The following is a 21,668-nucleotide window of genomic DNA, read 5'->3' as shown; positions in this document are numbered from 1 at the left end:
TTACCTCGAGCAGCGCGTCAGCACTGCCTTTGGTCACCTCGACGGCCTGCTGATCCGGTTCTCTGTGCGATGCCATCGCTGCTCCTACCCGTCCGTCCCGTGCGCGCTTGCCGTCCCCGACTCGGTGCCGTCATCGGGCACACCGAGGTAGGCGGCGATCACCGCGGGGTCCTCCCGGATGTCGGCGGGCAGCCCGTCCGCGATCTTGCGGCCGAACTCCAGCACCACGATCCGGTCGGTCACGCCCATCACCAGGCGCATGTCGTGCTCGATCAGCAGCACGGTGAACCCGTCGTCGCGGATCTTGCGGATCAGATCCATCAGCGCCGACTTCTCGCTCGGATTGAACCCGGCGGCGGGCTCGTCCAGGCAGAGCAGCTTCGGCTCAGTGGCCAGCGCCCTGGCGATCTCCAGCCGGCGCTGATCACCGTAGGACAGGTTGCGCGCCTTCTCCACCGCTTTCGGTGCGATGCCGACGAATTCGAGCAGCGCCATGCCGCGCTCGATGGCGTCGTGTTCCTCCCGCCGGTGCCGGGTGGTGCGGAAGATGGCGCCGGGCACCGAGGTCTTGTGCCTGGCGTCGGTGCCGACCACCACGTTCTCCAGCGCCGTCATCTCGCCGAAGAGCCGGATGTTCTGGAAGGTGCGCGCGATGCCGAGCCGGGTGATGGCGTTGCGCTTGGTCTTCGTCAGCGGCGCGCCGTCGAAGTACACCGTGCCCGACGCGGGCCGGTACACACCGGTGATCGCGTTGAAGCAGGTGGTTTTTCCGGCACCGTTGGGTCCGATGAGCCCGAGGATCTCGCCGCGGCGGATCTCGAAACTCACCGCGTCCAACGCGGTCAGACCGCCGAACTTCACGGTCAGTTCCTCGGTGCGCAAAAGCGGTGCGCCGACAGCCGTTTCGATCTCGCGGCTGGAGGCGACGACCTCCGCGACCGTCTCGGCGTCGGCCAGATCCGGAATCACCGCGGTCAGGTCGACCACGCCGGCACTGGGTGCGGCCTCCGGTTCGGCCACGTAGCCCGCGGCCATGTCTTCGTTGTCGAACAGTGCGCCACCGGCGCCCGGCCCGGTCATCGGGTCGCCCCCATTCCCTCGTCACCGAACGGCTTACGCACCGCCTGGTACACCTGACGCCCGTAGGCGAGCAGCTTTTGCCGGACCGGGAACAGGCCCTGCGGTTTGAAGATCATGACCACCATCAGCGTGATACCGAAGAACAGATACTTGTAGTCACCGAGTGACTGCGCGCCCGCTTCGTGGAACTTCAGCACACTGCCGAGCACGATGAGCAGCACCACGATCGCCACGATCGACCCGGCCAGATACCCGAGCCTGATCGGCCGTTCCTGATCGCGAGCCCACCTGCGCCACACCACGATCAACGCGACGAGCACGGCCACGCTGAACACGATCAGCAACCAGCCGACCGCGGTCTGCCCGACCGCCTGCACCGAAAGCAACCGGTTCGGCAGGTACACGATGATGAACGCGCCGACGATCACGCCGAGCTTGTTGCCCTGCCCGCCGATCACCACCGCGCACAGGAACAGCATCGAGTTGATGATGTTGAACCCGGTCGGGTTGATGAACTGCACCTGGCCCGCGTACAGCGCGCCGGAGAGCCCGCCGACCGCGGCACCGATCATGAACGCCCACAGCTTGAACTTGAAGGTGGGCACGCCCATGATCTCGGCCGCGTCCTCGTCCTCGCGGATCGCGACCCAGGCCCGGCCGACGCGGCTGCGCTCCAGGTTGCCGACGATCAGCAGGACGATGATCACCAGGATCATGCCGACCCAGAACCACCAGGTGCCCGCGTTGGCCTTGTCGAAGATGTTGGAGGTGTCCGAGTTTCCGACGTTGCCGGAGGAGAACACGCCGTTCTGCTTGTGCGCGGACTCGCCGATGTGCGGGTAGGCGATGCCGGACAGGCCGAGGCTGCCGTTGGTGACGTCGCCGAGGTTGTCGGCGAGCAGCCGGACGATCTCACCGAAGCCGAGCGTCACGATGGCCAGATAATCGCCGCGCAACCGCAGCGTCGGGGTACCGAGGATCAGACCGGAGACCGCGGTGACCGCCGCCGCCAGTGGCAGGCAGGCCAGCCAGGCCCAGTCCTCGCTCAGCCAGCCGCCGTCGGTTTGATTCCACGGACTGTTCGGACTGGTGAGCAGGCCGACGGTGTACGCACCGACGGCATAGAAGCCGACATAGCCGAGATCGAGCAGACCCGCCTGTCCGACAACGACATTCAGGCCGACCGCGAGCAGCGCGTACATGGCGAACTGCGCCATCACGCCGCCGAAGCTGGTGCCGGGGGTATCGAGGAAGGGAGGCGGGAACAACGGAAGCAACGCCAGCAGAATGATGGCGGGCACGCCGACGGCCCACTGCGCAGGCCGGGACAGCCCGCCCCACCAGGAACGCAGACCGTCGCCGATGCCGTGCATCGGCCGCTCCGGCTTGATCGGCGGAGCGGCGGTTTTGGTCTCACTCATGCTCTCGCCTTCCCGAGGCTCTCGCCCAAAATGCCGGTCGGCCGGATCATCAGCACCAGCACGAGCACCACGAACGCGACCACGTCACGCCATTCGGTGCCGAACAGGATCTGGCCGTAGTTCTCCGCCAGCCCGAGCAGCAGGCCGCCGAGCAACGCGCCACGCAGGTTGCCGATGCCGCCGAGCACCGCGGCGCTGAACGCCTTGATGCCGAGGATGAACCCGCCCGAGTAGATGATCCCGTTCGGGATCTTGAGCGCGTACAGCAGCGCGGCCGCACCGGCGAGCACGCCGCCGATGAGGAAGGTGAGCATGATGATCCGCTCCCGCGAGACGCCCATCAGCGTCGCGGTATCGGGATCCTGCGCGACGGCCCGGATGCCGCGGCCGAACTTGGTCTGGTTGATGAGCAGCTCGGTGGCGATCGCGAGAATGACCGCGGCGCCGATGATCACGAGCGTCACGTTGGTGATGTCCGCGCCACCGATATTGAACTGCTTGGTCGGCTCCACCAGCATGATCGGCTTCTGGGCGTTGGTGCCGCCCAGGCTCGGCCAGATCTTCGGCAGCACGAAGTGCACTACCTCCTGGATCACGAACGAGGCGCCGATCGCGGTGATGAGAAAGATCAGGGGTTTGGCGCCACGTCTGCGCAGCGGCCGATAGGCCACGCGCTCCAATCCGACCGCGGCGGCGCCGGACACCGCCATGCCGAAGATCATCGCCAACGCCAGATAGGTGATGGTGAGGATGATGCCCTGGGAGTAAACATCACCGCTAGGCGAGAACCCGAGCAACATCAGCCCGATGTACTGGCCGAACAAGCCGAGCATGAATATTTCCGAATGGGCAAAATTGATCAGCCGCAAAACGCCGTAGACCAGGGTGTAGCCCACAGCAACCAACGCGTAGATCGCGCCGTAGGACAATCCGTCGACGGTCAGTCGCCAGAAATCGTGGATCACACCTTCATAGTTGAAGTCGATAGATCCGCCGGCGAGTTGTACAACGCCGGTTAATGCCGATGAGTTCATTCGCTAATTCGCCCTCATTGATTCGCCCTCATAGATTCGCCCGAACGACACAGCAGCACGTACTGGGATTCGCGCGAACCCCGGTACGTGCTGCGCGATCTCGTGTGACTGGGTTACTTGACCGTGTAGATCCAGATCAGCGCGTTGCTCAGTTCCCCGTTGGGGTTCCACTTGTACTGACGCGCGAGACCGGCACCGTCGTAGGACTTCACGAACTCGAGCAGGTCGGGACGGGTGACCTTGCCACCGTCGATGCCCTTGGACAGGATCGTGGCCAGGTCGTAGGCCTCCACCGAGTACACCCCCGACGGCTGGCCGTTGAAGGCCTGGTAGTCCTTGGCGAACTTGTCCGGCGCGGGACCACAGGGGCAGGTCAGCGTCGAGCCCTTGGCCGCGCTGCCCGCCTGGGACAGGAACTGCGGGTCGTTGACGCCGTCGGGGCCGACGAAGACACCCTTGAAGCCACCGGACTTCAGCTGCTGCGCGAGCGGCGCGCCCTCGGCGTAGTAACCGGCGTAGAAGACGGCGTCGGCATTGGCCGAGGCGATCTTGGTGACCGTCGCGGAGAAGTCCTTGTCACCGGTCTTGATGCTGGACGAGCAGGCGGCGTCGGCGGCGGCGCCGAGACCATCGGTGATGCTCTTGGCCAGGCCGGTGCCGTAGTCGCTGTTGTCCTGGACGACGCAGACCTTCTTGTAGCCCGCGGTGCCGGTCAGGTACTTCGCGACCGACGGACCCTGCACGTCATCGTTGGCGAGGCCGCGGAAGAAGGTGGTCCAGCCGTTCTGGGTGAGCGTGGCGTTGGTGGCCGAGGAGGTCACCGAGACCAGGCCCGCGTCGCTGAGGATCTTGCCGGTCGCCTTGGTCTCACCGGAGAACGCGGGACCGACCAGGCCGATGATCGACTTGTCGTTGACGACCTGCGGGACGACCTGGGTGGCCTTCTGCGGGTCGCCCTCGGTGTCGAACGACTTCAGTTCGATCTTGCAGCCCGTGTTGGCCTTGTTGTGCTGATCGAGCGCGAGCTTGACACCCATCTGGATGTTGATCCCGAGCGCGGCGTTCGGGCCGGTCAGCGCGCCCGCGAAGGCGATGGTCGTGCCGGCCGGGCAGGTCGCCTTGCCGTCACCGGCGGGATCGGCCGCCTTGGCCGGGTCGGTCTTCGGGACCTCTTTGCCGTTGATGTCTACCTGCGCCACCGGGACGATGGCCAGTCCGGCCGCGCCGCTGGTGCCGGACGAGTCCGTACCGGTGCTGGTCGATTTGTCGCTACATCCCGTCAGCACCAGCGCGGCGGCAGCGCCGATAGCCAAAACACCTCGCGTCGTACGACTGTGCCATGTCGAACTAAGCACGTTTCACCTCTAAGTCCTGTGCTCCCCCGGATCACCGAGGAGGCCGACCACGTCAGCCCGGTCAGAACTTAGCGTTCATACGTTAGTTCCGCATCACATTCGGATCATGAACGCAACATCGTGTCGAATTTTTGTTCACGATTGCGTTTCCCGCGCGTAAAATCCACGACTAATCGGCCCAGACGGACGCGGTCCTTCAACGCGCCGTGGCCCGTCGTAGCGAAGGCGGCGGTCCACCCAGCGGACCCGGCCCCTCACTTGGGCGCGAGGTTCTCCAGCACGACCTCGGCGACCGCCTTCATGGTAGTCCGGCGATCCATCGCGGTCCGCTGAATCCACTTGAAAGCCTGCGGCTCGGACAGACCCTGCGTCTGCATCAACACGCCCTTGGCCCGTTCCACCAGCTTGCGCGTCTCCAAGCGGTCGGACAGGTTCGCGACCTCGCCCTCCAGCGCGGTGATCTCATGGAAACGGCTGGCCGCCAGCTCGATCGCGGGCACCAGATCCGACTTGGTGAACGGCTTCACCAGATACGCCATCGCGCCGGCGTCACGCGCCCGCTCGACCAGGTCGCGCTGGCTGAACGCGGTCAGAATCACCACCGGCGCAACACGTTTCGACGCGATTTCGGCCGCCGCATCGATACCGTCCCGGCGCGGCATCTTCACATCCATGATGACCAGATCCGGGCGATGCTCCACCGCCAGATCCACCGCCTGCTGGCCGTCGCCGGCCTCACCGACCACCAGATAACCCTCTTCGGTCAGCATCTCGACCAGGTCCATGCGGATGAGCGCCTCATCCTCCGCGACGACAACCCGCTTCGCCCCCGCGTCGCGCTTAGTGCTTGCGCCCCCTGCTGCTGTGCTCATAGGTAGACCCCTCTGGTTCAGATGCCTGTCCCGACACGCGGCAGTGTGGACGTTGGTCCAACAAGCCGACCATCGACCACACCACCAAGCTATCGAGTGATGTAAAGAGTACCTTTCACTTCGGCATAGAACGCATATACCCAGGGCAAACCGCCTGGCCGCGCGTTACCGACCAACCAGTTAGGTCCAAGCCCACCCCACCCGCTATCATTTCCTCCCGGTGCGCCGGGTTGGCGGAACTGGCAGACGCGACGGTCTCAAAAACCGTTGTCCGGAAGGACGTGTGGGTTCGAGTCCCACACTCGGCACCAAGGTAGAGGGCGGTTTCTCGGAACCGCCCTCCCACCACTTCCTCACGCAGTCCGCAGTTGGTCCGCAGCCGCTCAGGCACCGGCATCCATTCCGTCCGCGACGACGTCCAGATCGTCCGGGAACAGGTGGCCGTAGAGGTCCAGGGTCAGCGTCGCGGTTTTGTGGCCGAGCATCCGCTGGACGACCTTGATATTGGCCCCAGCACTGATCGCCAGCGAAGCGGCGGTATGGCGAAGAGCATGCGGCACAACACCCTTCAGACCGACCGTGGTCGCCGCCTGGTCGAACACCCGCCGGAACTCCGTCGAGGTGAGGTAGCCGCCCTTGTGACTCGGGAACACCAGCTCATCCAGGTCGCGACCCTCCAGCAGCTTCGCGAGTTCCTTGACGAGGATTCTTGGCACCGGCACCGCCCGAGTCGTGTGGTTCTTCGTGTCGGTTTCGACCATTCCCTCACCAGTCACGCCAGTTGCCGAACGAGTGACACGGATGCGGCGATTGTCCACGTCGACGTTCGCGCCGTGGAGCGCGATGGCTTCACCGAACCGAATACCGGTGTAGGCCAACGTAAATACCAGTGTGCGGAATCGACTGGCCGCCATGCCCAGTTGCATGACCTCCAGGTGAGTGAGGTACCGTTGCTCCCCCGCAATCATCGATGGCAGGTCGATTTCCTCGCCAGGATTCACCGCCAGACGCTTGGATTTGATCGCGAACCGCAATACCTGACTGAGCACCTGATACGACTGGATCACGCGCGAGGCGGAAAGCCCGCAGCCCTCAAAACGCGCACTGCCCGACTGTGAGAGATTCACCACCCATTCCTGAATGTCCTCGAACTCGACATCTCGCAGCCGAACCGAACCCCAACGCGGCAGAACGATCGTATCGAGCAACGACCGATACCCGGCGACAGTCTGCGGCTTGCGGAATTTCTTTGAGGTGTATGGCTGGATTGGTTCTCGCCGACACGACTCGCGGGGTTCAAAGCGAACACCTTGCTCATCGCTGGCCACGGTTTCCCGGCATCAGCCCGTGCCTGCCATTCCTTGGCATAATCTTGACCGCTCGCAATCACCGCACCGAACACCGACACGAACGTATGTCGCGGCACCCCCAACCAATCAGTCCACGTCCCGTACTCACGAGTCTCGTCGACAAACATCTCCCCAACGTCGAACACCACTGCGCCAATCACCGTTTCCCACCTAGCGCGTTGATCCGACATGCCTACCTGTCTCGCGCCAGCAGCTCACTCAGCTGCTGTCCTGTCTCGGTGAACCTGGCCAAGTCTCAGCCAATCTGGTCAGCCGATTACATCTAGCCGACTTCACCACATGAAAATCATTGGGTCGCACACGACCGGTGATGTCAGGATGCCGCAGATGAGCACTGACGATCCCAAAGACCTCGTTCGACACGGCTACAACGCTCTCTCCGAGCACTATGACAAAGCCTTCGGCGGTCAGACCAAATACCAGGCCTGGTTGGCCGAACTCGACGAACACATCCCGTCAGCTGCAAGGGTGCTCGACCTCGGCTGCGGGTCCGGCATCCCGGTCGCCCGCATGCTCGCGGCAACGGGGCGACGGGTGGTCGGCGTCGATATCAGCGACATCCAGATCGCCAGAGCACGTCAACTCGTCCCAGACGCCGAATTCGTCCGCGCGGACGCCACAGCGATCGACTTCGGACCGGACTCGTTCGACGCGATCGTCTGTCTCTACGCACTGATCCACATACCCCTAGATCAACAGTTTCCATTGCTTGCCAAGATCGCCGGATGGCTGCGGCCACAAGGCGTGTTCGTCGCCACCACCGGTCACCACGCCTGGACAGGCATCGACGACAACTGGCTCGGAACCGGTCACACCATGTGGTGGAGCCATACTGACGCCCTCACCTACCGAGCCTGGCTTACACAGGCCGGACTCGCGATCCGACGCGAGGAATTCATCCCCGAAGGAAGCAGTGGACACACCCTCTTCTGGGCAGCGAAACCCTAGCGGCACAGCTGATTCCATAGTGACCAGATTCAATTAAATTCCGAGCAACCTGCCGTCTCAGTGAATCTGGCCAAAACCCAGCTCATCCCGCCGAGTCCTGACCAGATCTACTGAGACAGGACAGCTGCATTGCCAGACGCTCGACAAGGGCGGAACACACCGTTCAGCCAACCGCCGATAAGCAGGTCTTATCGGCGGACAGCTATTCAATCGGGATTTTGGCGCACCCGCCGCTGTTGTCCTGACTCAATGAATCTGGTCCAGGATCAATCGATCTGGTTCCGTGGCTCGCTTATCCGGTCTTGGCTCAGTCTTCTGGTCGGGATCGATCTCGCGGCGGTGCTGTCAGGACAAGTCGAGCACCAATCGGCCACGCAAACCGCCCGTCTCCAGCATCCGATGCGCCCGCGCCGCCTCATCGGCGGGCAGCACCTCGGCGACCCGCAGCGTCAGCGTGCCGTCCTCGGCCTGGCGGCGCAGCGTATCCAGCGCCTTGGTATCGGTGATGCCGTCTGGCGCCATCACCGGGTGCACCCGGATGCCGCGCTCGGCCGGACCTGCCCAGCCCCGGAGTTGGGCCAGTGCCCCGCCGTCGGCGATCGCAGGCACTGTCTCGGTGGTCTGGATCGAGCCATCAACCAGGCCTGGGACTCCGTCGGGTGCCAGCGCGCGGATCCGGTCGGCGACATCGGTACCGCGCTCGACCACCTGGTCGGCGCCGAAGCCGCGCACCAGATCGATGTCGTGCGCGGCGGCGTCGGCGATAACGGTCAGCCCGTCGGCCTTGGCCAGCTCGACCGCGTATCCGCCGACGGCCCCGGCCGCACCGGTCACAGCGACGGTTGCGCCGCGCGGCAGGGCGAGCGCGTCCAGGGCGAGGCGTGCGGTCAGGGCGTTCATGAGCAGGGTGGCCGCTGCGGGGAAGTCGGCTCCCGCCGGGGCCGGCACCACCGACGCGGCGGGCACCACCACCTGCTCGGCGTAGGCACCCCCGTGCTGGCTGATGAACAGCACCATCGCGATCACGCGCTGGCCGATGGCGAGCCTGCCGTCGGTCTCCGGCCCGAGCTGGTCGATCACACCCGCGGCGTCCATACCTGGCACGAACGGGGGTCGGCGGCCGGGCATCCGGACGGCGTGGCCGCCCGTACGCAGCATGACATCGGTGGGGTTGACACCGGCCGCGTGCACGCGGATACGGACCTCGCCGGGACCCGCCTGCGGTTCGGGCAAGTCCAGGACCTGTAGCGCTTCTGGACCGCCGAAGTTGTAGATACCGATCGCTTTCATGCCCGAGTGAACCTGCCGCCCCGGCGCGGTATTCCGTTAGTCTCAGCCGTCGGCGGCGAGATGAAATCACCTGTGGGTCAAAACCGCTCGATGCGCCGCGCGCTTAGCGCCGGACGGGGTGAATCTGCTCCGCGACCCCCATTTCGCGCTTACCAGATAGATTGAGCCACCGCGGCAAGCTACGGCAGGCGGGCACGTCGGCACGTCGGTAACCGCGCTCGCGTTCACAACCGCCACTCCACGACACTCTTGGTCGCTTCGGGCATATCCGAGTAAATGTGGCCACGACATCAGCCGTCCCCGACCTACCTCCGCAGCCGATCACGAATCGAACGGCCGCGAACGGGGTGACTGGCGGTGGTCCCGAGCGCGGGTCCAGCAGCTACCAATTCCTGCAAACGTCGAGAACGACAATCTCAAAAACCGTTGTCCGGAAGGACGTGTGGGTTCGAGTCCCACACTCGGCACTCGACGACAGGCAACCCCTGTTCGCGGAACGCGCGAACAGGGGTCGTCTCGTCATTACACCGGGGGTGCGACCCCCGGGCCCCGCTCGGCGGGGCTTCGCCCCCCGAACCCCCTTGGCGTGGTTGCGTGCGTGGGTGGGTCACCGTCGATCGCGCGCGCGTCTCGTCGTTGTTCGGGCACCGACGACGATTCCGTGCGGCTCAGTGCGGCATGTCAAAGTGATCGCCCATCCGGAAGGCGCACATCTTTATAGGAGGTGTGCGGTTGACGCAGGGGGTGCACACCCTTTCGTGTACGGCGTCCGAGTGAAGTGGACGGGGTTGCTTGCGCCGCTTAGCATCTCGTGGTCTCGGATCGTTGCTCGATTCCGTGGCGACTTGTTTTGCTTCGAATCGCGCCTTCTCGTTCGGCATCGAGTAATATCGAGATGTCACGTGAGTGATGCTGGGCGGTGGGACGCCGCTTCCGACGACGCCCCACCTGATGGGTTCATCTAGCCCCTCAACCAGCGGACTAGCACGAGCGCCCCGGCGACCACGGCAGCAAATGTCAGCATGATGCCGTAGTCGACCGGGGCTTTGCTCTTTGCTCGGCGATGTTTCGCCATTCCCCACCACCTCCCTCCTGGGCGCGATGTCTGGACAATGTCCATCGCCCCTCGGCGGGAGGTGCCAATACCTTACGTCAGGCCACCGACCGAAACTGTTGGAACACAATTGATTTCGGAAACTCAACCATGTCCAATAGGAACGTTCCAAAACGGCCTATCCCGAATGCACGAACGAAATACTGCGCGTTCCAAAACGACCTAACGCGCCATTTACAACTCACTCCGCTGACATGCCTCTGCGGCCCCCCTTGTCGTGGTTGCGTACACGGGTGGGGCACCGTCGATCAAAGGCCCGGGCGGGTTGCTTGCGCCGCTTAGCATTTCGCAGGCTAGGAGCATCGTTTGATTCGTGGCGACTCGTTTTTCTTGAATCCGACCCTTCTCGTTCGAAGCCAAGTATCATCAACTCGTCACGTAAGTGATGCTGGGCGGTGGGACGCCGCTTGTGACGACGCCCCACCTGATGGGTCTCTTAGCCCCTCAACCAGCGGACTAGCACGAGCGCCCAGGCGACCACGGCAGCTGTTGCAAGCGGGAGGCCATAGTCGACCGGGGCTTTGCCCTTTGCCCGGCAATGTTTCGCCATTCCCCACCACCCCCTCCGGGGGGCGATGTCTGGACTAAGTCCATCGCCCCTCGGAGTGAGGTGCCAATACTGTCAGGCCACCGACCGAAACCGTTGGAACACAATTGATTTCAGAAACTCAACCCAAAGTCCCATCGGACGTTCCAAAACGGCCAATCCCAAATGTCAGAACGAAATATCGCACGTTCCAAAACGATTTACCGCGCCATCTACGGCCCGATCCGCAGGCAGGCCGCTGCTGCGTTCGGTTGCCGTATTCCGCCCCCGCCCAGGATGCGCTATCGGTCGGCCATCAAGCAGATAACCGCGCCCGGATCCCCGGGAACCGCGCTGAATGCACCATCCCGCGCACTTCACATTCCGCCGCGCACGAAATTGCCAGCAATTTCGTGCGCGCGACGAGAACCAGTGCGCGGCATGCATATCCCGCTCTTGCCCTAGCCGAGCCCGCGGGCTTCTTCGAGTAGTCCTTTACCCTGCGAGCCTTGAGGTAACCCGGGCGTCCGAATCATGGGGGTGCGGTCTCGTCAGTTCTTGATCTGCGCGTGCCGCTCGGGACATTACGGAACTCGACATCCGTCCGCGCTCAGAGCGAATCCGCTGCGGGCTCCACCGACCAGAGCGGCCCAACCACACCTGCAGTCGCAGCATCTGGCTGGCAATGAAGAATTACCCGTGCTGAACAGTTTTACGCTGTGCAGGCAGTCTGGTCGGGGGTGTCCGTCATAACCTCGGCTACCTCTACACTCAACTTCGAAACGATGTCCTCCACCGACTTTTCCCAGCCGGGTGTGTTTCCACCAGCCGTATGAATCACTGCCCGGACCGCACTGGTACTCACCTTCCCCGCGTCCAGTAAATCGTGCGCCGATACGCGCAGCTTGAGTCTTACAACATCGTCCGTCTCGCGATCTACGCTTGCGGCCAGTACCCGATCGAGTGTCTCGAGGACCGAAGACACCTCGCTGATGTGCTTTGCCACCTCACGCTCGTCACCGAGGATGTCGCCGTGCAACTGGGCAAGAAAGATAGCCTGCCAAATTCGTACGACATCCGGCTCGGCACGTACCACTTCCTTGCGCACCCGCTCGCCGATGCGAGCCTCACGCTGCGCCGTGCTCGCACTACCCTTTTCGTACTTGATAGCGCGAAGTTCGACATCGAAGCCGAGCACGTGCATCATCCGAGCCAAACTGCGCAGGGTTAGATTCCGGCGTCCGCTCAGCCTGTTGCTGACCTCAGTTGGCCGCACCTTCAGCAGATCCGCCAGTTGCTTCTGGTGCTTACCGGTGGCGTACAAAGCCTCGTGCACCAGCTCAGTCGCAGCCGAGACCAGACGCTCCTCAGCAAACAGAGCGTCGGACTCCGTTGTACGTCTAAACCAAGTTGTCATATCCGTTGCGCCCCCTCAAATATCTCGCGCGCACGATCTACTTGTTTGCAAACTTGTCGATCGGACGGTTTCTTTGCCCCGTGCGTAGCCGCCCAATCTTCTTCGTGCTTGATCGCATAGAGCCGGCACCCGGACCTTGCCTTGATCTCTGACACTGGCGGACGTCCCGGGCACTGTAGGACCCGCATCTCCTCCGGACTCCGCAAGAAGCCACCTCGGTGAGTCGGGCGAATCGGGCCCGAAATTGACTTCGCAGTGTAGGGCGCGAACACAATCTTGGACAGGTCTGCGGAAAACCCGTTATCGTAACGTTCGGCACTGAAACCCCGTTGACGACACACCGCTCGCATGCCGCCCAAACGGAGCGGTCAAGTCCCAGGACGGTGCGGTCAACTCGATGCCGCTCGGCTCGGCAGCCTCCCGCCGCAACCTATTGCTGAACTTCGCTGCGCAGGTCAAGACCGACGGCCGCCACGCTGCGGACACTCGACGCCGAGGCGGCGGCCCGCGCGGCCTGGAACTCCATCCGCTCCGCCGCGCACGCATCGACACCGACCAGGCGACGTCGGCCGCGCCTCAGCCACGGCTCGACCGTTCCACCAGTCCCGCAGCCACACCGACGCCGTCTCACCATCTGGGCCGAAATACGGCTCCGACTCCAGACCCCATCCACCCATCGCATTCACCATGACAAGTTCGACGGCCACACCCAAGCTGCGGTTCCAGTCAGACCCGGTGACATACGCGGACATTCCTCCCGCCTCCTCGCGCGGTCACGGTGTCCGATGGACGGGCGCGCCAATGGCCGAAGCATCGAACTGTTTGGGTGTCCGGCTCGTATTCACGCGTAGGGTGGGCACAGGGACGCCCAAATCAGCGGAGGTTGCGGTGCGGGTGAACAGGACCACGGTGGATCTGGATGAGTATCCGGATCTTGTTGTCATCTATCTCGGGATGCGGGTGCGCAAGCCGCGCGGCATGCTGCGGTTGCTGGGGCTCGGGCCGAAACTGTATAGCTCGCACCAGGATCGGCCGGATGGGTTGCTGTCGCACGAGGACGTGATCTGGTCGCTGTTTCCGCCGCACTGGGGGGCGCGGCAGTACTGGCGGGACCTGGACAGTCTGGAACAGTGGACGCGGTCGGCGCCGCACCGGGATTGGTGGCAGAAGTTTCTGCAGGACGCGGGCGGCACGGGGTTCTGGCATGAGGCGTACTTCCTGCGGGGCGGCATCGACGCGATGTACGACGACATGGACACCTCGACGGGGATGACGCGGTTCGCGCCGGTGGTCGCCGCGCGCGGGCGGATGTTCTCCACCAGGGGACGAGTGCACGACCAGCAGTCGAAGGTCGCCCCGGTGGTGGACGAAAAGACTTACTACAGTAGCGAACTCGAGTAGTTACCCAATCGAACGATTACTGGCTACGCTGGCGTATCACGACGCAATTACAACGGTGTGTTTCGATGACCCCGGCGTGGGGTAAGTGCACAGGGACACAGTCGAACATGATCATTTATCAATGCGACGCACACCTCATGTGCGCCGCTATTCGTGTACGGCACTTGACCTGTAGATGAATATTGGCCCGGACCGGGTGTTTTGGTGGTTTTCAGACATCGGCGGCGTTATCCAACGTTTACCGTATTCCTATGCACGTCCTGTTCGTCTGCAACGGCAATGTTTGCCGTTCGGTAATCGCCGAGCGCCTCACCCGCGCGCTCGCGGTCGAACACGCCCTGCCGAACCTCACCGCGGAGAGCGCGGGAACCCGTGCGCTGGTCGGCTTTCCGGCCGAACCGCTGGCGGCGCAAGCCATCGAGGGCCTCGGCGGGGACGCCGGCGGTTTCAAGGCAAGGCGCCTCAAGGACGAGATGGTGGACAACGCCGATCTGGTGCTGACCATGACCCAGCAGATCCGCGACACGGTGAGCGAGATGGGTTTCGGCGTCGCCGCACGCACCTTCACCCTGCTCGAAGCGCACCGGATCGCGCACGTCACCGGCGCCCGCTCCATCGCCGAACTGCACCGCTCCCGCAACGACCTGTCCATCGTGGGCCGGGAGAACATCATCGACCCGGTCGGGCTGTCCGAGCAGGCATACTGCGAGGTGGGCGACCGGATCGCCGAAGCGTTGGCGCCGCTGCTGCTCGCGCTGGCACCGCACGAACAGCGCAGGCCTATCGCGGACGAGCGCCCCGGCCTGGTCATCGAGCCCGGCGAGGCAGCCCCGCCGCTGGCGTCCTTCCTGGCGGCGCACCGCATCAGGTAGTCTTCCGAACCAGCAATTTCAACGTTCCGACACAGCAATGCAGAGCTGCTATGTCCATTTCCCCGCCGGACGTATTACACTCCCGCGGACACCAACTTCCATCGTTGCTGGTTCGACACACGACAGGAATAGACATGCCGAAACGCATTTCGGATGTTTCGCTCCATGTGTATGTGACACCGGAAACCCTCGAACGAGTCGTCCAGACCGTGCGCGAGGTGGTGGACGACCACCTGCAGGACCGCGAGGTGTTCGCGTGGCGGTTCACGCTGCCGGTGGACGCCGACGATCCGACCCACGTGACGCTCGAAACCCAGTGGCGGATGGAGCATCCCGGCATCGAGCCGGGCGAGCGCGGCACCTACGAGATCGCGCTCAGCCTGGTCGGCGCGCCCGCCGAACTCACCGACACCGACATGGCTGGGCTGGAACAGCAACTGCTGCACGGGATCTACGGTGCCGCGCGCACCGAGCCGGGCCAGAACATTCCGTTCTCGATCCGCGCCAGGCAGCGATCCGACGTGGACCTCGATATCGAACGCGAGCGGATCTGACCCGGAAACGACTGCGCCGCACCGGCTTCCCAGCGGATCGGGAAGCGGATGCGGCGAAGTTCAGCGGAAACTACACCTCGCGCGCGGCCGACTTGCCCCGCGCCGGGAAGTGCCGAATCAGCCCCTCCTGCACGGTGGTGGCCAGCAGATCGCCCTCGCGGGAGAAGAAACGACCGGTGGCCAGGCCACGCGAGCCCGACGCCACCGGGGATTCGGTGGCGTAGAGCGCCCACTCGTCGAACCGGAACGGCCGATGGAACCAGATCGAATGGTTCACCGTCGCCGCCACGATCCGGTCGAGTCCCCAGGAAAGCCCGTGCGTGGTGATGATCGAATCCAGCACCGTGGTGTCGGACGAATAACCCAGCGTCGCAACATGAAGCAGCGGATCGTCGGGCAGCCGCCCGTCGGTGCGCATCCACACCCGATTGTGGTTGAGCCGCTCCCCCGTCGCCTTCATGATCCAGGCCGGATCATTGGTGTAGCGCAGGTCGATCGGGTGCGGCGCCTTGATGAACATCTCCAGCTTGTCTTCCAAGCCGACGAAGCTCTCCTCGATGCGCGGCAACGTGTCCGGGTCGGGCACGTCGGGCAGTGGGTGCCCGTGCTCGAGCCCCTTGTTCCAATCCTGGAACGCGGCGAGCATCACGAACAGCTCTTGATCGTCCTGGAGGGCGGTGACGGTGCGGTTGGCGAACGCCCGGCCGTCGCGGTGCCGGTCGACCCGGTACTCGATCGGCTTCTTGGTATCGCCGCCGCGCACGAAATGCGCGTTGATCGCGTGCACCGGACGGTCACCGACCGTGCGGCCCGCCGCGATGATCGCCTGCGCGACGAGCTGGCCGCCGAATGTGCGGCTCCACACCTTCTCCGGATGCTGCCCGACGAACACGTCCTCGTCCATCTGCTCCAGATCGAGCAGACCGAGCAAAACGTCCAGATCAGACTTCCCGGCCGCCGACGAATCGACGACCGACCCTCCAAGAGAACTGTTCACAATTAATGATCCTCCTCACCGATGCGATGCACGTGGATCAGGTTGGTGGAACCGACCGTACCCGGCGGGGAGCCGGCCACGATTACCACGAGGTCACCCTTTTGGTATCGCTCCATGGACAGCAGTGCTACATCGACCTGGTGGATCATAGCGTCGGTGGTGTCCACCATCGGCACGATGAACGTCTCCGTACCCCAGGTCAGCGCGAGCTGGCTGCGCACCTCCGGCAGCGGGGTGAACGCCAGCAGCGGCAGCGGAGTGTGCAGCCGGGCCAGCCTGCGCACGGTGTCACCGGACTGGGTGAACGCCACCAGCGCCTTCGCGTTGAGCCGCTCGCCGATGTCGCGGGCGGCGTAGGAGATGACGCCGCGCTTGGTGCGCGGCACGTGGGTGAGCGGGGGCACCCTGGTCGATTCGGTCTCCACCGCGTGCACGATGCGCGCCATGGTGCGCACCGTCTCGATCGGCCACGCGCCGACCGAGGTCTCGCCGGAGAGCATCACCGCGTCGGCACCGTCGAGCACCGCATTGGCGACGTCGGAGGCCTCGGCCCTGGTGGGGCGCGAGTTCTCGATCATCGACTCCAGCATCTGGGTCGCCACGATCACCGGCTTGGCGTTCTCGCGCGCCATCTGGATGGCCCGCTTCTGCACGAGCGGCACCTGCTCCAGCGGCAGCTCGACCCCGAGGTCGCCGCGGGCCACCATGACCGCGTCGAAAGCGAGCACGATGGCTTCGAGGTTGTCGATCGCCTCCGGCTTCTCCAGCTTGGCGATCACCGGCACCCGACGGCCGACCTTGTCCATGATGTCGTGCACCAGCTCGACATCGGCGGGGGACCGCACGAACGAAAGCGCGATGAAATCGACGCCGAGCTGCAGCGCGAATTCCAGGTCCTCGATGTCCTTTTCGGACATCGCGGGCACCGAGACATCCATGCCCGGCAGCGAAACACCCTTGTTGTTGGAGACCGGTCCACCCTCGGTCACCCGGCAGACGACGTCGTTGCCGTCTACCCGGGTGACGGTGAGCCCGACCTTGCCGTCGTCGACGAGCAGTCGGTCGCCCGCCTTCGCGTCCTGCGCGAGTTCCTTGTATGTGGTCGAAACACGGTCGTGGGTTCCGTCGACCTCGTCGACGGTGATCCTGACCTCTTCACCCGTCGCCCAGACGGTCTTGCCCTCGATGAATCGGCCGAGCCTGATCTTCGGTCCCTGGAGGTCGGCGAGAATGCCGACCGCTCTGCCGAGGTGATCGGAGGCCGCCCGTACCTTCTTGTAATTCTCTGCGTGATCCGCGTGTTCGCCGTGACTGAAGTTCAGTCGAGCCACGTCCATGCCGCTCTCGACGAGTTCGCGGATACGGTCCTCGGAGGCAGTAGCCGGGCCGAGCGTGCACACAATCTTCGTCCGTCGCATCACGGGTAGAGCCTAGTCCCGACCGGTACCCAGAGCTGCCTGTGCCCCAGGTGAAAGCTGAGTGAAAAAAACGTTCGCGACTTGGTGAAACCTACAACTGTTACGGATGGCGCAACACCCCAGGCCACGGCTACATATTTGAAACATGGCTAGAAAATGTTACTCGCTGGTAGAAATTCATGGGGCCGAATCGGGTGAAATCGACGTGTCGGCGCCGGGTTGCCACGTCACGGATCGAAGGTGATTTCGCGGTAGCTGAAGCCGAGTTCGGGGATGGTGCCGGTGCGGGTGTAGTGGACGAGGAGGAGGTCGACTTCGGCCGGGGTGAAGACCTCGTTCGGGTAGACGTGTTGGACATGGCCGTCGAAGGCGATCAGGATGTCGTCAGTCGGTCGCGGGGCGCTGCGGGGTGGGGCATCCGCGATCTCGGGGACGGGAGCGCGGAGCTCGATGACAGGCGCGAGCGGTTCGTCGATCGGACCGGATTGTCGCGTGGCGCCGTTCGCCGAGTCGTCGGCAGCCGTCGACGAATCCGAGTACGCGATCTGGGCCGCTTCGACGATCGGGAGGGGTGCAGTCGCGGACTCCGAGTACGCCATCTCGACAACATCAATGGCCGGGAAGCGCGCGGTGGCGGGCTCCGAGTACCTGACCTCAGCCGCTTCGGTCACCGGGAGAGGCGCAGTGGTGGACTCCGAGTACGCGGCCTCGGCCACTTCGGTCACCGGAAGAGGCACAGCCGTGGACTCCAACTCGGCAACTGGGTGAGGCGGTGCCATCGCCGGGTCGGAATAGACGATCTCGGCGGTCTTGATCTCCGGGAAATCCGTCGGCCTTGCCCACTCGCCCGCCGGGATGCTGATCGGATTCAGCGGCCGGTCCATCGACTCCCGCAGCGCCCGGAGCTCGTCCCCCAGCTCATCGAGCTGCCGCATCGACTCTTTCAGACTCTGCAGCGGCGACGTCGCGTGATGACCGACGACGAACATGCGGTAGTCATCGCCGTCCCACATCCGCCATTCGACCAGGTAGCGGCCACCCGATCCGGCGGCCTGCACGAACTCCTCGGTTCCGGTGGCATCCTTCTCGCCGAGTTCGGCCAACGTCTGCCCCGACGGCAACGCCGACAGTCCGAGCACGGCGAAACCCGCGCCGGCTTCGCATTCCTGCAGCACCTGGGCGAACTCGCCGTCGGCGACGGTGGCGAGCACCGGCCGGAGATAGTCGTACTCGACGGTCAGCACGTGCGTCTGCGCACCGAGATCGTCCAGCACATCGGGTGAATCCAGTTCCCGCAGTGTGTATTCCGCACTCGGTACGGTGCCGGTGCGGTAGTAGGCGCCGAACAACTCGGCGGCCGCGGCGAGGTCGAACACCTCGTCGGCGCGGGCCGTCACCGCGCGACCGAGGCCGAACCGCACGGTGCGCGGCGACGAGTCGTGCGCGCTGCGACGGGCAATGCGATATCGATGCGGGAGACCATCGACGGTGTGCCGCGACTCGATGACCACTTCGTTCAGCGGCCCCACCGCGAGCAGGCAATTGCCACGGCCTGCGACCCGATCGGCCTCCCACAGACGTTCCGGCGGACGCGCCGTCCACCAGAGCCGGAGGAACCACTGACCGAACGACGCGCAGTAACTGAACCACGCGCGAAAGTAATCGGCGCCCAACGCGGCACCGGCGGCAACGGACGCGGGTAGCGCGTTGTCCGGAACCGGAATTCGGCAGCGATGCGGCGCACTGGCTTCGAGCACATACCAGCCGTCCACCGCCGACTCCTTCCGATCCCGGACAACTTAGCCCCGGGTCGCCGAGCCGCCAAGACAGGAAAACGAGGGGCGCGTCAGGTTGCCACGTGCCGCGCCAGGCGCGTCTCCAACCTGGTTTGGCCGAAGCCGAGGATCAGGCAGATGATCCAGTAGTAGACCGCCGCGACGCCGTACAGCGCGAAGAAATCGAAGGTCGGCGCGGCGGCCAGCTGGGCGACGCGCAGCAGTTCGGTCACCAGGATCGTCGAGGCCAGCGACGTGTCCTTCACCAACGAGATCAACGTGTTGGACAAGGGCGGCACCGCGATGCGGGAGGCCTGCGGCAGGATGATCAGCCGCATCATCTGCGGATACGTCAGGCCGACCGCCTGCGAGGCCTCCCACTGCCCCTTCGCGACGCTGAGGATCGACGCGCGCACGATCTCGGCCGCGTAACCGCCGACATTGAGGCTGAACGCGATCACCGCCGCCGGGAACGGATCGATCACGAGGCCGAATTGCGGCAGCGCGTAGAACACGATGAACAGCTGCACCAGCAGCGGCGTGCCCCGGATGATCGAGATATAGAACCGGGCGGCCGCCGACAGCGGCCACACCGGCGACATCCTGGCCAGCGCGACGAACACCGCGATCGCCAAGCCGATGACGAAGCTGACCGCGGTGAGCGGCAGCGTCTGTTTGAGGGTGGCCTGCAGCATCGGCCACAGGTTGTGCCAGATCAGTTCCCTGGTAGCGGGGTCCATGGAGGGCGTCGGCTACTTGCTGACGTCGGTGCCGAAGTATTTGTCCGAGATCTTGGCCAGCGTGCCGTCGGCGCGCAGCTCGGTGAGCGCCTTGTCCACGTCCTTGATCAGCGCGTCGTCCTTGCGGGTGGCGAAGGCCTGCTTGCTGGTCTCGCCGGTCTTGCCGGAGACCTTCACGCCGGTGTCGCCGGTCTTCTTGGTGTATTCGGCGACGGCGAGGGTGTCGTTGACGGTGGCGTCGACGCGGCCGTTCTTCAGCAGCTGGATGGCCTGCACGAAGCCTTCCACCGCCTCGACCTTCGCGCCTGCGGCGGTGGCGACCTTGCCCCAGTTGCTGGTGGCGGACTGAGCGCAGGTCTTGCCCTTCAGGTCGGCGAGGGTGGTGATGGCGTTGTTGTCGGCGCGGGTGACGATCACGCCGTCGGAGGTGGTGTACGGGGCGGACAGGGAGTACTTGTTCTTGCGCTCGTCGTTGCTCGTCACCTGGTTGGCGACCAGGTCGAAGCGCTTGGACTCGAGCCCGGCGAAGATGGCGTCCCACGGGGTCTGCACGAATTCGACCTTCTTGCCGAGCTTGTCGCCGACCGCCTGGATCACCTCGATGTCGTAGCCGGTGATCTTTCCGTCGGAACCCTGGAAGCTGAACGGGGAGTAGGTGCCTTCGGTGCCGACCTTCAACACGTTCGGATCGCTGCTGCTACCACAGGCGGTGAGCCCGGTGGCGGCGACGATGGCGAGCATGGCGGCGGCGAACAGCTTGCGACGCACGGGTTCCCTCTCTTCGGTACGCGGACATCCCACGCACAACACGCAAATCCGGCTCATGCTACGCCGGGACTTATCCGAAGGACCCTATATCGATCATGGTGCGCGAAAGGGTTGCACTCGCCGAATTCGAGGACAAGTCGCGAGGGCCTGCCCCTATTTCTCGGGGCTTTGACCTGCCCGTACCTGCCGGGAAAGGGCGAACGGGCACCGCCTGATCAGCGATGCCGTCACCTTCCGACCGCGGTCCAGTCGCCCCTGCCCACTGCCACATCCACCATGAGGTCACTCGATATCACAGAGTTCACCCGGCGCTGCCTTACGTCGCGGTGGCAGGGGTGCCAGGTCAAGCAGCTGACACTGTCAAAGAATCTGAAAGGGACGGAACCGATCCGAGATCCGTGCGTCAATCACCAGTGACAGACAAAGCCGGGACGGGTGTATACGGGGAGGATCCACGGAAAGCGTACCGCGCGCAGCGGCCTTATAAACCGCGGAAAGCTCATAGTTAGAAAACATGAGTCGACATCGGTAGAGCCCGTGATGCACACGCCGCGCTCATGAGGCTATATCGCCATGCCACGGAAGGAGCTCAGCTGACCAGTTAGAGATATGCACCAACTATGAAGCTCGAGCCGGGGAGCTGTCACTCCCCGACCCGAGATCTGCGCATACGCACAGACAGTCACGTACCAACCTAGCGATTGGGTTTCTCAATG

The 21,668-nt window shown here is 64.2% G+C and carries 17 protein-coding genes and 1 tRNA gene; 5 read left to right on the top strand and 13 right to left on the bottom strand.

Annotated elements, in window-relative coordinates; all coding sequences use genetic code 11:
* Positions 1–84: 84 nt before the first annotated feature.
* From ACIBCN_RS03955 to ACIBCN_RS03935, 5 genes are all read right to left on the bottom strand, one after another.
* Positions 85–1,080 carry an ABC transporter ATP-binding protein gene (locus tag ACIBCN_RS03955; protein ID WP_396989942.1) on the bottom strand — a complete coding sequence of 332 codons (996 nt, stop codon included), beginning with the start codon at positions 1,078–1,080 and terminating at the stop codon, positions 85–87.
* Positions 1,077–2,501 (bottom strand): branched-chain amino acid ABC transporter permease, encoded by a 1,425-nt coding sequence (locus tag ACIBCN_RS03950; RefSeq protein WP_396989941.1) that lies wholly within the window; start codon positions 2,499–2,501, stop codon positions 1,077–1,079. The genes ACIBCN_RS03955 and ACIBCN_RS03950 overlap by 4 nt, the downstream gene beginning before the upstream one ends.
* A complete protein-coding gene (locus ACIBCN_RS03945) occupies positions 2,498–3,535 on the bottom strand; it encodes a branched-chain amino acid ABC transporter permease (RefSeq protein ID WP_396989940.1) in 1,038 nt (345 codons plus the stop codon). The genes ACIBCN_RS03950 and ACIBCN_RS03945 overlap by 4 nt, the downstream gene beginning before the upstream one ends.
* Positions 3,536–3,648: 113 nt before the next feature.
* On the bottom strand, positions 3,649–4,848 hold the full coding sequence (locus tag ACIBCN_RS03940; RefSeq protein ID WP_396989939.1) for a branched-chain amino acid ABC transporter substrate-binding protein: 1,200 nt from the start codon (positions 4,846–4,848) through the stop codon (positions 3,649–3,651).
* A gap of 296 nt (positions 4,849–5,144) precedes the next feature.
* Entirely contained in the window at positions 5,145–5,762 is a 618-nt protein-coding gene (locus ACIBCN_RS03935; RefSeq protein WP_150406672.1) for an ANTAR domain-containing response regulator, read from the bottom strand.
* A gap of 224 nt (positions 5,763–5,986) precedes the next feature.
* Here ACIBCN_RS03935 and ACIBCN_RS03930 point away from each other — a divergent pair.
* Positions 5,987–6,073, top strand: a tRNA-Leu gene (locus ACIBCN_RS03930).
* 72 nt (positions 6,074–6,145) lie between these two features.
* On the opposite strand, the gene ACIBCN_RS03925 is transcribed toward ACIBCN_RS03930, so the two are convergent.
* Entirely contained in the window at positions 6,146–6,970 is an 825-nt protein-coding gene (locus ACIBCN_RS03925; RefSeq protein WP_396989938.1) for a tyrosine-type recombinase/integrase, read from the bottom strand.
* Between the two features lie 489 nt (positions 6,971–7,459).
* On the opposite strand from ACIBCN_RS03925, the gene ACIBCN_RS03920 reads away from it, so the two are divergent.
* Positions 7,460–8,080, top strand: a complete 621-nt coding sequence (locus tag ACIBCN_RS03920) for a class I SAM-dependent methyltransferase (protein ID WP_396989937.1) — start codon at positions 7,460–7,462, stop codon at positions 8,078–8,080.
* A gap of 345 nt (positions 8,081–8,425) precedes the next feature.
* Here ACIBCN_RS03920 and ACIBCN_RS03915 read toward each other — a convergent pair whose 3' ends face one another.
* Positions 8,426–9,370, bottom strand: a complete 945-nt coding sequence (locus ACIBCN_RS03915) for an alcohol dehydrogenase catalytic domain-containing protein (RefSeq protein WP_396989936.1) — start codon at positions 9,368–9,370, stop codon at positions 8,426–8,428.
* A gap of 2,352 nt (positions 9,371–11,722) precedes the next feature.
* Positions 11,723–12,427 (bottom strand): helix-turn-helix domain-containing protein, encoded by a 705-nt coding sequence (locus tag ACIBCN_RS03910; RefSeq protein WP_396989935.1) that lies wholly within the window; start codon positions 12,425–12,427, stop codon positions 11,723–11,725.
* Between the two features lie 888 nt (positions 12,428–13,315).
* Between ACIBCN_RS03910 and ACIBCN_RS03905 the strand changes: the two genes are divergently transcribed.
* The 3 genes from ACIBCN_RS03905 (at position 13,316) to ACIBCN_RS03895 (ending at position 15,254) form a co-directional block, all read left to right on the top strand.
* Positions 13,316–13,828 carry a monooxygenase family protein gene (locus ACIBCN_RS03905; RefSeq protein ID WP_396989934.1) on the top strand — a complete coding sequence of 171 codons (513 nt, stop codon included), beginning with the start codon at positions 13,316–13,318 and terminating at the stop codon, positions 13,826–13,828.
* A gap of 251 nt (positions 13,829–14,079) precedes the next feature.
* Positions 14,080–14,700: a low molecular weight phosphatase family protein gene (locus tag ACIBCN_RS03900; RefSeq protein WP_396989933.1), complete on the top strand. Its 621-nt coding sequence runs from the start codon at positions 14,080–14,082 to the stop codon at positions 14,698–14,700.
* A 134-nt stretch (positions 14,701–14,834) separates the two neighbouring features.
* Complete coding sequence (locus tag ACIBCN_RS03895) at positions 14,835–15,254, top strand: hypothetical protein (RefSeq protein WP_396989932.1); 420 nt, start codon at positions 14,835–14,837, stop codon at positions 15,252–15,254.
* A gap of 70 nt (positions 15,255–15,324) precedes the next feature.
* On the opposite strand, the gene ACIBCN_RS03890 is transcribed toward ACIBCN_RS03895, so the two are convergent.
* The 5 genes from ACIBCN_RS03890 to ACIBCN_RS03870 all read right to left on the bottom strand — a co-directional run bounded on the left by ACIBCN_RS03890 (position 15,325) and on the right by ACIBCN_RS03870 (position 20,925).
* Complete coding sequence (locus ACIBCN_RS03890) at positions 15,325–16,158, bottom strand: acyl-CoA thioesterase (protein WP_396990187.1); 834 nt, start codon at positions 16,156–16,158, stop codon at positions 15,325–15,327.
* A 95-nt stretch (positions 16,159–16,253) separates the two neighbouring features.
* The gene (gene pyk / locus ACIBCN_RS03885) at positions 16,254–17,672 is read right to left on the bottom strand and encodes a pyruvate kinase (protein WP_396989931.1); all 1,419 of its coding nucleotides are present in this window, start codon (positions 17,670–17,672) and stop codon (positions 16,254–16,256) included.
* 224 nt (positions 17,673–17,896) lie between these two features.
* Positions 17,897–19,441, bottom strand: coding sequence for a hypothetical protein (locus ACIBCN_RS03880; protein WP_396989930.1), 1,545 nt, complete (start codon positions 19,439–19,441; stop codon positions 17,897–17,899).
* A gap of 74 nt (positions 19,442–19,515) precedes the next feature.
* Positions 19,516–20,184 (bottom strand): amino acid ABC transporter permease, encoded by a 669-nt coding sequence (locus tag ACIBCN_RS03875; protein WP_396989929.1) that lies wholly within the window; start codon positions 20,182–20,184, stop codon positions 19,516–19,518.
* Between the two features lie 12 nt (positions 20,185–20,196).
* On the bottom strand, positions 20,197–20,925 hold the full coding sequence (locus ACIBCN_RS03870; protein ID WP_396990186.1) for an amino acid ABC transporter substrate-binding protein: 729 nt from the start codon (positions 20,923–20,925) through the stop codon (positions 20,197–20,199).
* Between the last annotated feature and the right edge of the window lie 743 nt (positions 20,926–21,668).

Source organism: Nocardia sp. NPDC051052 (assembly GCF_044456045.1).
Taxonomy (GTDB): domain Bacteria; phylum Actinomycetota; class Actinomycetes; order Mycobacteriales; family Mycobacteriaceae; genus Nocardia.
This window is presented reverse-complemented; position numbering and strand designations above follow the sequence as displayed.

Excerpts from the sequence above, each read along its gene's own strand:
- ACIBCN_RS03945 (WP_396989940.1), bottom strand. The coding sequence starts at position 3,535 with ATGAACTCATCGGCATTAACCGGCGTTGTACAACTCGCCGGCGGATCT.
- ACIBCN_RS03920 (WP_396989937.1), top strand. The coding sequence starts at position 7,460 with ATGAGCACTGACGATCCCAAAGACCTCGTTCGACACGGCTACAACGCT.
- ACIBCN_RS03950 (WP_396989941.1), bottom strand. The coding sequence starts at position 2,501 with ATGAGTGAGACCAAAACCGCCGCTCCGCCGATCAAGCCGGAGCGGCCG.
- ACIBCN_RS03895 (WP_396989932.1), top strand. The coding sequence starts at position 14,835 with ATGCCGAAACGCATTTCGGATGTTTCGCTCCATGTGTATGTGACACCG.
- ACIBCN_RS03910 (WP_396989935.1), bottom strand. The coding sequence starts at position 12,427 with ATGACAACTTGGTTTAGACGTACAACGGAGTCCGACGCTCTGTTTGCT.
- ACIBCN_RS03915 (WP_396989936.1), bottom strand. The coding sequence starts at position 9,370 with ATGAAAGCGATCGGTATCTACAACTTCGGCGGTCCAGAAGCGCTACAG.
- ACIBCN_RS03890 (WP_396990187.1), bottom strand. The coding sequence starts at position 16,158 with ATGGACGAGGACGTGTTCGTCGGGCAGCATCCGGAGAAGGTGTGGAGC.
- ACIBCN_RS03955 (WP_396989942.1), bottom strand. The coding sequence starts at position 1,080 with ATGACCGGGCCGGGCGCCGGTGGCGCACTGTTCGACAACGAAGACATG.
- ACIBCN_RS03870 (WP_396990186.1), bottom strand. The coding sequence starts at position 20,925 with ATGCTCGCCATCGTCGCCGCCACCGGGCTCACCGCCTGTGGTAGCAGC.
- ACIBCN_RS03900 (WP_396989933.1), top strand. The coding sequence starts at position 14,080 with ATGCACGTCCTGTTCGTCTGCAACGGCAATGTTTGCCGTTCGGTAATC.
- ACIBCN_RS03935 (WP_150406672.1), bottom strand. The coding sequence starts at position 5,762 with ATGAGCACAGCAGCAGGGGGCGCAAGCACTAAGCGCGACGCGGGGGCG.
- ACIBCN_RS03875 (WP_396989929.1), bottom strand. The coding sequence starts at position 20,184 with ATGGACCCCGCTACCAGGGAACTGATCTGGCACAACCTGTGGCCGATG.